This window comes from Paracoccus sp. MC1862 (genome assembly GCF_016617715.1).
GTDB lineage: Bacteria > Pseudomonadota > Alphaproteobacteria > Rhodobacterales > Rhodobacteraceae > Paracoccus.
In genome coordinates, this window is sequence record NZ_CP067225.1 from 2,947,867 (window position 1) to 2,962,283 (window position 14,417).

The window sequence follows — 14,417 nt, forward strand, 5'->3', positions numbered from 1 at the left end:
CTCAGGTCATCGGCAGATGCGCGATCAGCTTGTCGGGCGTGGCCGGGAAATCCCTGATCCGCACGCCCGTCGCGTTGTGGATCGCGTTCAGGATCGCGCCGGCGGTGCCGCAGATGGCGACCTCGCCGATGCCCTTGGCCTGCATGGGATTCGCGTAAGGATCGCGGTCGGGCAGGAAGGTCACGTCGATATGCGGCACGTCCAGGTTGGCGGGGACGTGGTATTCCGCGAGATCGCGATTGACGAAATGGCCGTCGCGGGGATCGTGCTGGACCTCCTCCATCAGGGCAGCGCCGAGGCCGAAGATCATGCCGCCGATGCATTGCGAGCGGGCGGTCTTCTCGTTGAGGATGCGGCCTGTCGCGAAGGTGGCCGAAAGGCGGCGGACCCGCACCTCGCCGGTCAGGGCGCTGACGGCGACCTCGGCGAATTGCGCGCCCCAGCTTGCCTGGCGCACGGTCTTTTCGGCAAGACCCGGCTGGATATGGCCCTTGGCCTTCAGCGAATCGCCGTCAAGGATCTCGGCCAGTGGCAGGATGCGGTTCCCGGCGATGGCCGCGCCGTCTTTCAGCGTCAGTTCCCCGGGGTCTACCTCCAGCCGCCTTGCGATCTCTGCCCGGACCGCCTGCGCCGCCAGCAGCACCGACGATCCCGCGGAAGCCGCCCCGAACGACCCGCCCGAACCCGAGGCGGGCGGCAGTTCGCTGTCCCCCAGCACTGTCGTCACCCGGTCCATGGGCAAGCCCAGCGCTTCGGCCACGATCTGGGTCAGGATCGCGTAGCTGCCGGTGCCGATGTCGGTCATGTCGGTTTCGACCCGCGCAGTGCCGTCGGGGTTCAGGATCACCGTGGCCTCGGATTCCTGCAGCATGTTGACCCGCACCGCGGTCGCCATGCCGATGCCCACCAGCCATTCGCCCTCGCGCCGGGTGCCCGCAGGCTGGCGCTGGTCCCAGCCGAAAGCCTCGGCCCCCGCGCGCAGGCAGTCCGCCATCCGGTGCGAGGAATAGGCGCGACCGGTGCCCGGCTCGTCCTCCGGGATGTTCCGCAGCCGCAGCTCGATGGGATCGATCCCCGTGGCCTCGGCCAGTTCGTCCATCGCGCATTCGATGACCGGCACGCCGATCGCCTCGCCCGGCGCCCGCATGGACCCCGCGTTGGTCACGTTCAACGAGGCGACATGGTGGCCGACCACCCGGTTCTCGCCCGCATAGGTAAAGGGCGAGGCTTGCGTCACCGGCTCCGAGAACGACTCCCCCGGCAGCGAGGACACCCAGGCCTCATGCCCGAAGCCGGTCAGCCGCCCCTCGGCATCCGCCGCCAGCCGCACCCGCTGGCGCGATTCCGACCGCCGCGTGGTCGCCTCGCAGACATTGCGCCGGTGCAGGGCGATGGCGACCGGCCGACCCAGCTTCTTCGCCGCGATGGCCGCCGCCACCGCCTCGTGCGAGATGCCAAGCTTGCTGCCGAAGCCGCCGCCGACGAAGGGCGACAGGATGCGGACATCCTTCGCCCGCACACCCAGCGCATCCGCCAGCTCGGCCTTGTTGAACTTGAGCATCTGGTACGACCCGCGCACCGTCAGCCTGCCGTCTTCCCACCAGGCGACGGCGGCATGGGGTTCCATTGCGGCATGGGTCATCGAGGGGGTCGTGTAGGCCACGTTCAGCCGATGCGCGGCCTCGGTCATGGCGCGGTCCAGATCGCCCTGCGCCGATTGCTTGGCCTTTGGGGTGGCATAGTCGGAAGGCTCGGCGCTGACCGTGGGCTTGCGCTCGATCAGCTCGGGGCGCGCGTTCAGCGCGGCATGACGCGCCTGCTCAAAGGTTTCGGCCACGACCAGCGCGATGGGCTGGCCGACATAAAGGATCTCGGACGGTCCCCGCATCGGCGCCTTGCCCGCCTGGCCCTGCGCCGGGGTCTGCAGCATCCGGTCGTCGCGCAGCACCGCCAGAACGCCCGGCATCGCCATCAGCTCGGGTTTGTTCATGCCGGTGACGAAGCCCTTGCCGATGGGGCTGCGGACGAAGAAGCCGTAGACCGTGCCCTCGGGGTGATCCTCGTCGGCATAGGTCGCGCGGCCGGTGGCCTTCAGCGGCCCGTCAGGACGATCCAGCGGCGCATGGATCACCCCCTGCGCCGTGGTGTCGAGGAAGTTCGTCTCGTCCTTGGCATCCATCCGGTGGGACAGCTTCAGTTCGATGGCATCGCGCATCACGCAACCTTTCTGCCGTCCAGGGCCTGCCGCATGGCCGCATGCAGCGTGCGGCGCAGCAGCGGGATCTTGAAATCATTGTCGCCCTGTCCCTGCGCGTCCTGCAGGATGATGTCGGCGGCGGCGTCAACGGCGGCGGCATCGCCGCCGGTGCCGGTCAGGGCGGCCTCGGCCTGGGGCACCCGCCAGGGCTTTGCGGCGACCCCGCCGATGGCCAGCGCCAGCCGGGCGATCTGCCCCTCCTCGATCGTCAGGTCCAGCGCGACCGAGACCAGCGCAAAGGCATAGCTGCGCCGGTCGCGGACCTTGCGGTAGATCTGGATGCCGCCGGTGGGCGCAGGCAGCAGGACGGCACGGATCAGTTCGCCCGGTTCCAGCACGGTGTCGCGTTCGGGATGATCGCCCGGCAGGCGGTGGAATTCGGCCACCGGGATCGTCCGCACCCCTGAGGGGCTGGTGATTTCCATCTGTGCGTCCAGCGCCACCAGCGCCACCGCCATGTCGCCGGGGAAGGTGGCGATGCAGTTTTCAGAGGCGCCAAGAATGGCGAGGTTGCGGTTCCGCCCGCCGATGGCATCGCAGCCCGACCCCGGCTCGCGCTTGTTGCAACGGGCGTCGAGGTCGTAGAAATACGGGCACCTCGTCCGCTGCAGCAGGTTGCCGCCGGTCGAGGCGCGGTTGCGGATCTGGGGGCTGGCCCCCGACAGGATCGCGCGGGACAGAAGCGGCCAGTCCCGGCGTACCCGCGCGTCCGCCGCCAGTTCGGCATTGCGGACCATGGCGCCGATCCGCAGGCCCTCGGCCTCTTCGGAAATCCCGGCCAAGGGCAGGGGATTGATGTCCACCAGCGCCGGCGGACGCTCGATTTCCAGCTTCATCAGGTCCAGAAGGTTGGTGCCCCCGGCGATGAAGCGGCCTTGTGCGGCCAGAGCCGCAACCTCGTCGCCCGCGCGCTGGTAGGTGAAGGGGATCATGCCGCATCCTCCGCCACGCTGCGGATCGCATCAACGATGTTCGGATAACAGGAACAGCGGCAGAGGTTCCCCGACATCCTTTCCCTCACCTCCTCCTCGTCGAAGGTCGGTGCGGTCAGATCGGGGCTGACGGCGCTGGGCCAGCCGCGGGCGGCTTCCTCCAGCATGGCGGTGGCCGAGACGATCTGCCCCGGCGTGCAATAGCCGCATTGCATCCCGTCGTGGGTGACAAAGGCGCGCTGCAGGTCCGACATCGCCTCGGGCGTGCCCAGCCCCTCGATGGTGGTGATGGCGGCCCCGTCGTGCATGACGGCCAGCGTCAGGCAGGAATTGATCCGCTGGCCGTCCAGCAGCACCGTGCAGGCGCCGCATTGGCCGTGGTCGCAGCCCTTCTTGGTCCCGGTCAGGTCCAGACGCTGGCGCAGCAGGTCCAGCAGGGTCACGCGCGGGTCGTCGATCTCAAGCTCGCGCGGCTGGCCGTTGATGGTCAGGCTGATCTGCATGGCTGTTCCCCGAAGGTTGGCTGTTTCCTCAACGACAGCAAGCGGGGCCGGTTCCATGTGGCACTGCCGCGGCGCGGTTATGCCGCGGACATGGCAAGCAGTTTCCCTTTGACCGGCAGGAATTCGCTTGTAGAAGCACAAGGATTGGTTGTGACGTGTAAAGCCCATGGTTGACTGGCACGACGACGGCTTCCTGGGCGATGACACTGCGTCCGCCACGCCCGAGGAGATCCTGCAGCGCAGTTGCGAACGCTACAGCGCGGCGCTGAGGGCGGGGGCGCTGGTCCTGTGGCGGGCGGATCTGTCCGGGCGCATCATTGCGGCCAAGGGCTGGCAGGCGCTGACCGGCCTGCCCGACCACAGCGCGCTGGACCGCGCGGCGATCGCCCGCTTCCACCCCGAGGACCGTGCCCGGCTGGACTTCCGTGGCCGAGAGATCGGCAGTTCGGTGCTGGCGGAAGGCCGGGTTCTGGACGCCCAGGGCCGCTGGCGCTGGATGCGCGGGCGCGGGGTGCTGATCCCCGAAAGGCCGGGCTACCCTGCCGAATGGGTGGGCACGCTGGAGGACATGCACGAGGAACGGCTGGCGCTGGAACGCGCCCGCTATCTGGCCGAACGCGATGCGCTGACCGGCCTCGGCAACCGCCGCTCGCTTTACGATCATCTGCACAGGCTGTCGGACAAGAACGCCTCGGCCACGGTGGCGCTGATCGACGTGGACCGCTTCAAGGCGATCAACGACATCCATGGCCACCATGTCGGCGACCGCTTCCTGGTGCGGCTGGCGCGGGCGCTGGTCGCCAGCGCCCCGCCCCACGCCGTCTGCGCGCGGATGGGCGGGGATGAATTCTGCGTCGTGCTGGCCGACGAGGCCGAGGCGCAGGCGCTGTTCGCGCGGCTGTCGGCCACCTGCGCCGCGGGCTTCGACGTTGGCAGCCTTCGCTGCCCGACGGGCATCAGCGCCGGCATCGCCGATGCGGACTGGACCGCGCCGAATCCTGTCTCGACCGTGTTGCGGCGGGCCGACCTTGCGCTTTACCACGCCAAGTCGCAGCCGGGCACGGCGGTCCGCTTCGAAGCCGCGATGCAGGACGAATCGGACGCGCGGCAACTGCTGCTGCACGCCATCGGCTCGGCCTGCCGCAACAACGAGCTCTTTCTGGAATATCAGCCCATCGTGTCGCTGGACAGCGCGCAGGCCTTTGCCTTCGAGGCGCTGCTGCGCTGGCAGCACCCGCAGTTCGGGCGCGTCGAGCCATCGACCTTCGTGCGGCTGGCCGAGCAGAACGGCATGATCTCGGAACTCGGGCGCTGGGTGCTGGACCGCGCCTGCGCCGACCTGCTGCGCGTGCCGGGGGATGTGCGGCTGAACGTCAATGTCTCGGCCCGGCAACTGGCCGAGCCGGGCTTTGCCGATGCCGCCGCCGCGATCGTCGGCGCCCATGGGGTCGATCCCCGGCGGCTGACGCTTGAACTGACGGAAAGCGTCTCGGCCAGCGCCGTCGCCTCGGGGACCGAGGTCGAAAGCCTGCGCCGCCACGGCTTCCGGCTGGTGCTGGACGATTTCGGGACCGAATACGCGGCACTGTCGCATGTGAGTTCCGGCCGCTTCGACGGGATCAAGCTGTCGCGCGACTTCATCGCCGATTGCTGCACCAGCGACCGCGCCTGGCTGGTGCTGCGCCATGTCGTCAACCTCTGCGACGACCTCGGCCTGACGGTGGTGGCGGAAGGGATCGAGACCGACGCCGAACTGGAGTCGCTGCGGGCCGCAGGCGTCCGGCTGGTGCAGGGCTATTACTTCGACCGGCCGCGGCGCTTGTCCGATCTTTACGGGAACCGCCCGGCGGTGGCGTGAACGCCGCCCCGTTCGGACGGCGTTCAAAGGCGTCAGACCGCCTCGTCGATCCAGGCCTTCAGCGAGGCCTTGGGCGCCGCGCCCATGCGGTTCGACACCACCTCGCCGTCCTTGAACATGAACAGCGCCGGGATGCCGCGAACGCCCAGCGTCGCCGGGATGTCGGGGTTCTCGTCCACGTTGACCTTCACGATCTTCACGCGGCCGGCGTATTCGTCGGACAGTTCCTCCAGCGCCGGGCCGATCTGGCGGCAGGGGCCGCACCATTCGGCCCAGAAGTCCACCACGACGGGGACATCGGACTGACGGACGACGCTGTCGAAATCGGCGTCGGTGGCTTTGGTCGTGGCCATGGGAGCAAACCTTTCGGGCTATCTCGGGTCAGGTGAGAGCTATGGACGCACCCGCGCAGGGTCAAGGCCGCGCATGGCAGCCTCCCATGCCGCGTCCAGCAGCGGATCGGGCAGCGTCATGGCCTGGCGCGCCCGCGTCCACAGGATCGCGCAGTCGATTCTGCGGCCCGGATAGATCGCCCGCAGCGCGTGGCGATAGGCGGCCATCTGGCGCAGGTAGCCTTCGGGAACGGCGTCAACCGTTTCGGGAACGGCGGCGTTCGACTTGTAGTCGAGCGCGGTGACAAGCCCCTCGGTCACGATCAGCCGGTCGATGGTCCCCGACAGCCTGCGCCCGCCCGGCAGCGGCGCGGTCAGCGCCACCTCGCGCAGCACCGTTCCCTGCGGCGAGAACAGCGGCGCCAGTTCCTCAGCCTCGACCAGGGCGGCGAGTTCCTCCAGCAGCGCGGCAAGCTCTGGTTCGGTCGGCAGGCCCCCCTCGGCCCCCGCCAGCAGGTCACGGGCGCGGGCAGGACGCTCCTCGGGAGGCACCCCCGGCAGATGCTCCAGCAGCAGGTGCAGCCTCGTGCCGGCGAGAAGCGCGGCCTCGCGCCCGCCTCCGTTCGCAGGGTCCGACGCAAGCACCTTGTCGCCGCCCAGCGCCGTTGCCGCAACCGGACCCGGCGCGTGCGGCACCGGCGGCGCCTTCTCGTGCAGGCAGTCGGGCAGCGTCACTGCGGGCCGCGCGGCGCGGACCTCCGCCTCGGCCAAAGTCGGCCAGTCGCCGAAGGACAGGCGGCGGATGCCGCAGTCGCCCCAGTCGCAGGGCAGGTCGGCCTGCGCCAGCCCCTCGGCGCGGGAAACTCCATCCGCCACCATCGCGTGCCAGCTTTCGGTGGCCGCGCCGGTCTCTCCCGCCGCCGCCACGATCAGCCAGCTTTCCGCACGGGTGAGGCCGACATACAGAAGCCGCCGCCGTTCCTCCTCCTGCCGCTGCTGGTCGCGGGCAATCCAGTCCTGCACCTGCGGCGTCTGCCAAGCCTTCGCGGCCCGCCAATGCGCGGGCGGCCCGTCATCCGGCAGGATCGTCTGCGCGGTCCGTCCCGGTCCCTTGCGCTTGGCGCAGTCGGGCAGGATCACCACCGGGCTTTCCAGCCCCTTGGCGCCATGCACCGTCATCACCCGGATCAGCCCGGCCCCTTCCTGCGCCGCCCCCGGTTGGCGCTTCACCTGCGCCTCGTCATCGGCCAGCCAGACGAGGAAACCCGTCAGCGAGGGCGTCTCGCTCGTCTCATAAGTCAGCGCCTGCGCCAACAGTTCGTCGATGCCGTCCTCGGCCTCGGGGCCAAGCCGCCCGATCAGCCGCGCCCGGCCCCCGTGCCGCACCAGCAGGCGTGAGATCAGGTCATAGGGCCGCAGGAAATCCGCCTGCCCCTGCAGGTCGGACAGGATCTCGCGGGCGCGCTCATGCCCCGACCGCCGCAGCGCCTGGATCAGCAGGCCCTTGCGCGGAGCGGCAAGGCGGTAAAGCTCCTCCTCGCTCAGCCCGAAGATGGGCGAGCGCAGGGCGGCGGCCAGCGACAGGTCGTCCTCGGGCGTGGCCAGCACCGACAGGACGGCGCGGATGTCCTTGACGGCCAACTCTCCCCCCAGCCGCAGCCGGTCCGCGCCTGCCACCGGCAGCCCGGCCTGCTTCAGCGCCCGGATCAGGTCGTGGAAGATGGCCGAGCGGCGCTGGACGAGGATCAGGATGTCGCCCGGCCGCAGCGGCCGCACCCGTGCGTTCCGCAGGGTGATGGGCGTGCCGATCATGTCGTGGGCGGCCTTGGCCACCGCCTCGGCCAGCACGCGGGGGGCAGCATTGGCGGCGACGGTATCGACCGGCGCGTGCCAAGGCATCGCTTCGGGCTTTTCCGGGTCCGGCACCGGCGGCCACAGGTCCACGCGGCCGGGCATCCCCTCGTGAAAGGCGATGTGGCTGGGGGTGTCGCCGAGTCCCTGCGCGGCCTCGCCCGAAAACACCGCATCCGTCAGCCGCAGGATCGCGGGCGAGGATCGGAAGGAATGGCGCAGCGCCGCGTCTTGCATCGGCTGGCCCGCGGCGTCGAAGGCCGCCGAGAACTCGGCATGGCGCGCCTCGAAGACGGCGATGTCGGCGCCTTGGAAGGAATAGATCGACTGCTTGGGATCGCCCACGACAAAGAGCGTCCGCGCCCGGTCGGCGGCGCCCGCGCCCGCCGTGAACTCGTCCGTCAGCCGCTGGATCACCCGCCATTGCAGCGGCGAGGTGTCCTGCGCCTCGTCCACGAGGATATGGTCGATCCCCCCGTCCAGCCGGAACAGCACCCATTGTGCCATGGCCGAATCGTCCAGCAACTTTGCCGTCCGCCCGATCAGGTCGTCGAAGTCGAGCCAGCCCCCCGCCGTCTTCGCCGCCGCATAGCGGCTGCCGAAGGCATGGCCGAATCGCTGCAGCGCCAGTGTGCGCCGGGCATGGGCCAGTTGCAGCCGCATCGGCCGCGCGGCCTCGACGCGGGACATCAGCCTATCCAGCCGCCCCATCAGCGCCGCGCAGGACCCCTCGCGCAGCGCCTTGGTCGGGAAACTGTCGCGCTTGGCCGAAAACGGCGCCTTGGCACTCTCGCCGGTCAGCAGCACGGCTTCCAGCGTGACCAGTTCCTCGATCCCAGCGCGGTCCCAGACGCGGACCGACAGCTTCGCCGCCGCCCCGGCGTCGGTCTTGCCGCCCGCCTGCAGCAGCGGGATCAGCGCCGGGATCAGCGTGGCCTCGTCGCCGTCGAAGCATTGCGCCAGCAGCGCGGGTTCATCGAAGCCATGCGGCAACCCGCAGGCCGTCCACAGCGTCTCGGGGCAGGGCGGACGGTCGAAATCCTTGAGGTTGGCAAGAAAATCGTCCAGCCCGCTGTCGGATTGCAGCGCTAGCAGGTCGGCCATCTCGGGGGCGTCGTCGCCGGCCATGCGCTCGATGATCTCGGCCCGCAGGTTGGCGGCGCTGCGCTCGTCGAGTTCGGCAAAGCCATGCGGCACCCCGGCCTCCAGCGGAAAGCGCCGCAGGACGCCCGCGCAGAAGCTGTGGATGGTCTGGACCTTCAGGCCCCCCGGCGTCTCGATGGCTTGGGCAAACAGACGCCGCGCCGCGTTCAGGTCGGCCCCCGCGCCCACGCCCATGCGCGCCAGCCGCCCGGTCAGGGCGGCGTCGTCCAGCATCGCCCATTCGCCCAGGCGGCGCAGCAGGCGGTTCTGCATCTCGGTCGCGGCGGCCTTGGTATAGGTCAGGCAGAGGATGCGTTCCGGCCGCGTCCCCGCCAGCAGCAGCCGCGCCACCCGGTCGGTCAGCACGCTGGTCTTGCCGGACCCCGCGTTGGCCGTCAGCCAGGTGGAACGGTCCGGGTCCGCCGCGACGTGCTGGGCGCGGGTCGCGGGGTCCGGCCCCATGCCCTTCACGGAAAGATCATTCATGGCCCACCCTGATCGGTTGCGGCGGATCGGCCTCGGACCATTCGCCATAGCGGGCAAGGTGGTCATAGTCCGACCCGAAGCCCGTCCGCTCCATCGCGCGGCGGGCGGTGAAGCCGTGCTCGCCCTGCAGATAGGCCGAGATCAGGGCGACGAACTGGTCCCAGGTTTCCGCCATCTCGTCGTCCCAGCCGCGCGGCGTGGTCTCTCCCTCGCCACCAAGGCGGATATAGCGCAGGTCCGCGACCTTCATCTTCTGGCCGAAGGCGCCGCGTTCCGCCATCGCGGCTTCCAGTGGAAGCTGCTTGTCGAACGTCAGGATCTGCGGGCGGGTGGGGGGCGTCCCGGACTTGTAGTCATAGATCACCGCCCGCCCGTCCTGCAGCCGGTCGATGCGGTCCGGCTTGGCGGTCAGGGTGAAGTCCAGCCCATCCACGGTCAGCCGGTACTGCCGCTCGACCACCAGCGGCTGGCCCGCCTGCAGTCGCTCATGCTCGTCCCGCACCAGCCGCTGCGCGATGCCCGCGATCCGCGCCCGCCAGAACATCCGCACCGAGGGCCAAGGCACCTGTTCGGCCAGCACCCGGTCGGCGGCCTCCATCAGCCGGGTCAGCAGCGCCTCGGGGCCTTCGTGCGGCTGCGGGGTGGGCGACAGGAAGCTCTGGATGATCGCGTGCAGCACGTTGCCGCGCTCCGCCGCATCGGGCTGGGGGCAGAGCGGGTCCAGCGCCCGCAGCCGCAGCACGTGGCGTGCATAGATCGCATACGGATCGCGTATCAACTGTGCGACCGCCGTGACCGACAATTCCCGGATCGCAGGCGCAGGCGGGCGGGGCGAGGGACGGGGGCAGGGGGGCGCCGCATCCTGCGCCCTCGGGGCCGCAATCGCCGCCGCCCGGTCGAGCCACAGCTGCCCCCGCGCCCGCATCGCCGCCAGCGCGGCGGGACCGCCCTGTGCGGGCAGCCCGTTCATCAGGTTCATCAGCCGGTTGAGCCAGCGCGAAGGGATCGTCTCGGATTCGTCGCTGCGATGCGCCCGCGACAGCACCACCTTCGGCGCGGCCACGCTGATCTGGAAGTCGTGCGCCGCCAGCCCGATGCGCCGTTCCGGCAGCGTCAGCCCCGCCTGCCGCCGCATCGGCCTGCTGAGCCAGGGGTCGGGATCCAGCGCCTGCGGCCAGCCGCCCTCGTTCAGTCCGCCAAGGATAACAAGGCCCTGCGCTTCGGTCCGCGCCTCGCGCGGGCCACGGATGCGGACCAGCGGATGCGCCGCGGCATCCACCCGCACCGCCTGCCCTTGCAGCAGATCGGCCAGCAGCCGGGCAAAGTCCCTCGCCGGCATCTCCGGGCCGTGGGCTGCGTGCAGCGCCAAGTGATCCAGCACCGCCCGCAGCTTCTCGCCCGCGCTTTCGGCGTAAAGCGCCGAGGCTTCCACCTCGCCACCCGGTCCCGCCGCCCATAGTTCGGCCAGCCTGCGGTGGCGGGCGACGCGTTCCGCCAGCGGCAGCGGCCCGCCATCCGCGATCAGCGGCACCGTCGCATCCAGCATCCGGGCGATCCCGTCCGCCCATGCGGCACGCACTGCATTCGGCTTGCCGCGCCGGCCTCGGGCGCCCCATGTCCGCAGCGCCTCGCCATCCGGGAAGGCGGGACCGTGGCGGCGCAGGTGCAGTTCCAGTTCGCGCGTCTGCAGCAGGTGCAGGCGGCGGGCATGGCGGCCGCCTCCGGTCGCGGTCAGGGGGTGCTTGAGCAGGATCAGCGCCGTATCGATGCCTAGGGGGCGCCCCGGCAGGCTGGCCACATGGCGCACGAAAAGGCCCGCGGCGGTCAGCGGCAGCGGCACGCCCGCGCTGTCGTCGGCGATGATCCCCCAGCGGTCCAGCGCCGCCGAGACCCGCCGCGTCAGGCTGCGGTCGGCGGCGATCAGCGTCACCGGCTCGCCCCTGTGGACGGCCTCGCGGATCAGCGCGGCGAGCGCGCCCGCCTCGGCGGCGGGGCTTTCGGCCTCGATCAGCGTCAGGCCCTCGGTCGCCCGTTCCAGATCGCCCAGCGAAGGCCCCTCGGCCACCCACTGGTCGGTCACGGGCGCGGGCCGCAGCGCAAGGCTGACCAGCCGGTTCCGCGCCGGAGCCGCCGCCCGCGCCTCGGTCCAGGGGCGTGGCACCCCGCAACTGGCGACAAGCGGGCCGAGGCGGGCCTGCGGGTGATCCTCGTTGCCGTCGCGCAGCATCGACCAGACGTGGCCGGGGGTGTCGGGGTCGTGGCCGGGCAGGATCACCGCGCCCTCGGGCAGGCGGGCGACGGCCTCCATGAACAGCCGCGTGGCCCCGTGCGAGCCGCTGGAGCCGGCGACGATCACCGGCCCTTGCGGCAGGTTCTGCCCCTCGGCCCAGTCGGCGGCCAGCCGCGTGGCGGCGGCATGGGCCTGCGCCTCGCGGTCGATGGGCTGGCCGTCGAGGTGAAAGCCCGCCGCGATCCGCAGGAAGGCCAGCGTGCGCTGCCAGTGGGCGGCGTGATCGGCGGCGTCGATGCCGTCCAGCGCGTCCGGACCCAGCCCCTCGGCCTGCATCTCGGCCATCAGTTCCGCCAGCGAGCGGGTCAGCGCCGGGACCGACTGCCCGGTGTCATCGCCCGCCATCGCCCGCGCGACCAGATGCGCCAGTTGAAGCTGCCGCGCCAAGGGGGGCGCGGGCGGGGGAAAGCCGCATTCGCTGCCGATCTCGGCGATCAGCCGCAGGCGCGGCAGAAGCAGGGGACCGGCCTCGTGGAAGGCCGCCTCGATGGCCCGCAGGGTGTGGCTGGAGTTGCCGTAGATGGTGACGGCGGCAAGCGCCTCGGGCGGACGCCCGGCCATGCGGGACAGCAACCCGCGCACGAGTTCGGCGCCGAAATCGACGCCGGGGGGAAGGGCATAAAGGCCGCGCATCGTCATGGCACGGCCTCCAGCATCGCCTCGGCCAGCGGGATGCAGTCGGGGCGGCCCACGTCGCACCAGCCGCCGGGGTGGACGATGCCATAGGCGCGGCCATCCGCGATCATCCGGTCCCAGAGGCGGTTGAGCGAGAAGGCGGGTTCCCCGATCCCGGCCAGTCCCTCGGTGCGGATGATCTGGCAGCCGGTATAGACGAAGTCTCCGCCGCGGGTGATCCGGCCCTGCGGGTCCAGCGCGAAGTCGCCGCCGCCGATGCGGCCTTGTGCTTGCTCGACGGGAACCAGCATCAGCAGCGCGTCCATGCGGTTGTCCCACGCCGCCCGCAGCGCGGCGACAGGGTTTGGCCCGGTCCAGATCACATCCGGGTTCATCGTCAGAACCGGGTCGTGGCCCAGCAGCGGCAGGGCCTTCTTCAGCCCGCCCCCGGTTTCCAGCAGGGTGTCGGTTTCGTCCGAGATCAGGACCTCGCCGCCCGCGAGATGGTCCACGATCTGCCGCCCGAGGTGATGCACGTTGACCACGATCCGCCGCGCCCCACCTGCGCGGGCAAGCGCCAGCGCATGGTCGATCAGCGGCCGCCCCGCCACCGGGATCAGGGGTTTCGGCGTCACGTCGGTCAGGGGCGCCATCCGCGTCCCCTTTCCGGCGGCGAACAGCATCAGCGTATCGGGCGCGCTCATTGTCCCGTTCCGCAGCGGGCGCGGATCGCCGCGATGACCTGGGGCGATGGCGGGGGCACGTCCTTCAGCACCCGCGCCAGGGGCGCCAGCGCCGGATGCGCAAGGTTGCGGGTGATCGCGGCCCAGACGCGCGGCATCATGTCGAGGTAGCGGGCCTTGCCGTCCTGCAGGCAGAGGCGGGTGAAGATCCCCATGATCCGCAGGTTGCGCTGCGCCCCCAGCAGGGCGTAGGCGGCGCGGAATGCGGCGTAGTCCCCTTCCGTCGCGGTCAGGTAGCGGGTGATCGCGGCTTCCTCGATCTCGGGGGACACGTCGCGGCGGGCATCCTGCAGGACCGAGGCCAGCTCATAGGCCGGATGCGCCGTCACGGCGTCCTGAAAGTCCAGAAGGCCCAGCGGCGCCTCGCCCCGCCAGACCAGGTTTTCCGCGTGGAAATCGCGCAGGGACAGGACCGGCAGGGTGTCGTCGCAAAGCGCGGCATGAAGCGTGGCAATGTTTCGGGACAGTGCGGCCGCGTCGATGGGCGCCCCTGCGGCGGCGGCATAGTCCGCAAACAGCCCCACCTGTTCCGCCAGCGCCGGGCCGTCGAGCGCGGGGACGAACTCGGGCGGGCGGTGACTGTGCAGGTCCACGACCAGGTCCGCGATGCGGTCGTAGATCGCGGGCGCGGCCTCGGGCTGGCGGTCAAGGACGCGGGCCACGAGGTCGTCGCCCAGATCCTCGACCACGGCCAGTCCGTGGGGTTCGTTATGGGCGATGGGCGCGGGGGCGTGAAAGCCGCGCTGGCGCAGCCAGTCGGTCATTTCCAGATAGCGGGGCATCGCGCCGGTGGGGTCGTCCATCAGGACCGCTGTGCCGTCCTCACCCCAGAGCCGGAAATAGCGCCGGGCCGAGGCGTCGCCCGCCAGCGGCGCGACCCGCGCGCCCGCCCAGCCGGCGGCCTGCAGAAACTGCGCGATCTCCAGCAGCCTCGGCGCGTCGGACCAGCGGGTGGGATCGCCCGACAGGACGATCTGGCGGCGGTCGTTTTCCAAGGGGTGCAGCGTCACGGTCAGCACGCCGGGCGGCGGGGCGCCCAACCGGTCGGGCCATTCGATGAGGGTGATCGCCTGCGTCATCGCCTCGTCCAGCCCGAGTTCCACCAGCTCCGAAGGGTCGGTCAGGCGGTACAGGTCTGCGTGCCAGATCTCGACCCCCGCCACGTCGCGGTAGGTCTGGACAAGGGTGAAGGTGGGGCTGGGCACGTCCTCGGGCGCCTCGCCCTGCCGGGCGCGGATCAGGGCGCGGGCGAAATGGGTCTTGCCGGCGCCCACGGGGCCTTCCAGCAGCAGGGTGTCGCCGGGGCGCAGCACGGCCCCCAGCACGCGGGCCAAGGCGGCGGTCAGCGTTTCATCGGCGTCGCCGAGGGCGGCGAGGGCGGGAAGGGTCATGTCCATGGCGGCGAAA

At 70.9% G+C, this 14,417-nt stretch carries 9 protein-coding genes; 1 reads left to right on the forward strand and 8 read right to left on the reverse strand.

Annotated features, from left to right (window positions below):
* Position 1 precedes the first annotated feature (1 nt).
* Genes JGR78_RS14630 through JGR78_RS14640 form a run of 3 tightly spaced genes read right to left on the reverse strand, consistent with a single transcriptional unit; the run spans position 2 to position 3,692 of the window.
* Positions 2-2,215 carry a xanthine dehydrogenase family protein molybdopterin-binding subunit gene (locus JGR78_RS14630; RefSeq protein WP_182791706.1) on the reverse strand — a complete coding sequence of 738 codons (2,214 nt, stop codon included), beginning with the start codon at positions 2,213-2,215 and terminating at the stop codon, positions 2-4.
* Complete coding sequence (locus JGR78_RS14635; protein WP_182791708.1) at positions 2,215-3,189, reverse strand: xanthine dehydrogenase family protein subunit M; 975 nt, start codon at positions 3,187-3,189, stop codon at positions 2,215-2,217. Before JGR78_RS14635 ends, JGR78_RS14630 begins: the two co-directional genes overlap by 1 nt.
* Positions 3,186-3,692, reverse strand: a complete 507-nt coding sequence (locus JGR78_RS14640; RefSeq protein ID WP_182791709.1) for a 2Fe-2S iron-sulfur cluster-binding protein — start codon at positions 3,690-3,692, stop codon at positions 3,186-3,188. Before JGR78_RS14640 ends, JGR78_RS14635 begins: the two co-directional genes overlap by 4 nt.
* A 166-nt stretch (positions 3,693-3,858) precedes the next feature.
* On the opposite strand from JGR78_RS14640, the gene JGR78_RS14645 reads away from it, so the two are divergent.
* Complete coding sequence (locus JGR78_RS14645; RefSeq protein WP_182791711.1) at positions 3,859-5,550, forward strand: bifunctional diguanylate cyclase/phosphodiesterase; 1,692 nt, start codon at positions 3,859-3,861, stop codon at positions 5,548-5,550.
* 32 nt (positions 5,551-5,582) lie between these two features.
* On the opposite strand, the gene trxA is transcribed toward JGR78_RS14645, so the two are convergent.
* The 5 genes from trxA to tsaE are packed head-to-tail and all read right to left on the reverse strand — an operon-like array spanning position 5,583 to position 14,401.
* Positions 5,583-5,903 (reverse strand): thioredoxin, encoded by a 321-nt coding sequence (gene trxA / locus JGR78_RS14650; protein ID WP_182791712.1) that lies wholly within the window; start codon positions 5,901-5,903, stop codon positions 5,583-5,585.
* Positions 5,904-5,942: 39 nt separating this feature from the next.
* Positions 5,943-9,362 (reverse strand): double-strand break repair helicase AddA, encoded by a 3,420-nt coding sequence (gene addA / locus JGR78_RS14655; protein ID WP_234450763.1) that lies wholly within the window; start codon positions 9,360-9,362, stop codon positions 5,943-5,945.
* A complete protein-coding gene (gene addB, locus JGR78_RS14660; RefSeq protein WP_182791714.1) occupies positions 9,355-12,291 on the reverse strand; it encodes a double-strand break repair protein AddB in 2,937 nt (978 codons plus the stop codon). The genes addA and addB overlap by 8 nt, the downstream gene beginning before the upstream one ends.
* Entirely contained in the window at positions 12,288-12,971 is a 684-nt protein-coding gene (locus JGR78_RS14665) for a nucleotidyltransferase family protein (protein ID WP_182791716.1), read from the reverse strand. The genes addB and JGR78_RS14665 overlap by 4 nt, the downstream gene beginning before the upstream one ends.
* Positions 12,968-14,401: a tRNA (adenosine(37)-N6)-threonylcarbamoyltransferase complex ATPase subunit type 1 TsaE gene (gene tsaE / locus JGR78_RS14670; RefSeq protein ID WP_182791717.1), complete on the reverse strand. Its 1,434-nt coding sequence runs from the start codon at positions 14,399-14,401 to the stop codon at positions 12,968-12,970. Before tsaE ends, JGR78_RS14665 begins: the two co-directional genes overlap by 4 nt.
* Positions 14,402-14,417 lie beyond the last annotated feature (16 nt).

What these genes read in the sequence shown, in the direction of transcription:
- JGR78_RS14630 (WP_182791706.1), bottom strand. Translation starts at nt 2,215, where the DNA reads ATGCGCGATGCCATCGAACTGAAGCTGTCCCACCGGATGGATGCCAAG.
- JGR78_RS14635 (WP_182791708.1), bottom strand. Translation starts at nt 3,189, where the DNA reads ATGATCCCCTTCACCTACCAGCGCGCGGGCGACGAGGTTGCGGCTCTG.
- JGR78_RS14640 (WP_182791709.1), bottom strand. Translation starts at nt 3,692, where the DNA reads ATGCAGATCAGCCTGACCATCAACGGCCAGCCGCGCGAGCTTGAGATC.
- JGR78_RS14645 (WP_182791711.1), top strand. Translation starts at nt 3,859, where the DNA reads ATGGTTGACTGGCACGACGACGGCTTCCTGGGCGATGACACTGCGTCC.
- trxA (WP_182791712.1), bottom strand. Translation starts at nt 5,903, where the DNA reads ATGGCCACGACCAAAGCCACCGACGCCGATTTCGACAGCGTCGTCCGT.
- addA (WP_234450763.1), bottom strand. Translation starts at nt 9,362, where the DNA reads ATGAATGATCTTTCCGTGAAGGGCATGGGGCCGGACCCCGCGACCCGC.
- addB (WP_182791714.1), bottom strand. Translation starts at nt 12,291, where the DNA reads ATGACGATGCGCGGCCTTTATGCCCTTCCCCCCGGCGTCGATTTCGGC.
- JGR78_RS14665 (WP_182791716.1), bottom strand. Translation starts at nt 12,971, where the DNA reads ATGAGCGCGCCCGATACGCTGATGCTGTTCGCCGCCGGAAAGGGGACG.
- tsaE (WP_182791717.1), bottom strand. Translation starts at nt 14,401, where the DNA reads ATGACCCTTCCCGCCCTCGCCGCCCTCGGCGACGCCGATGAAACGCTG.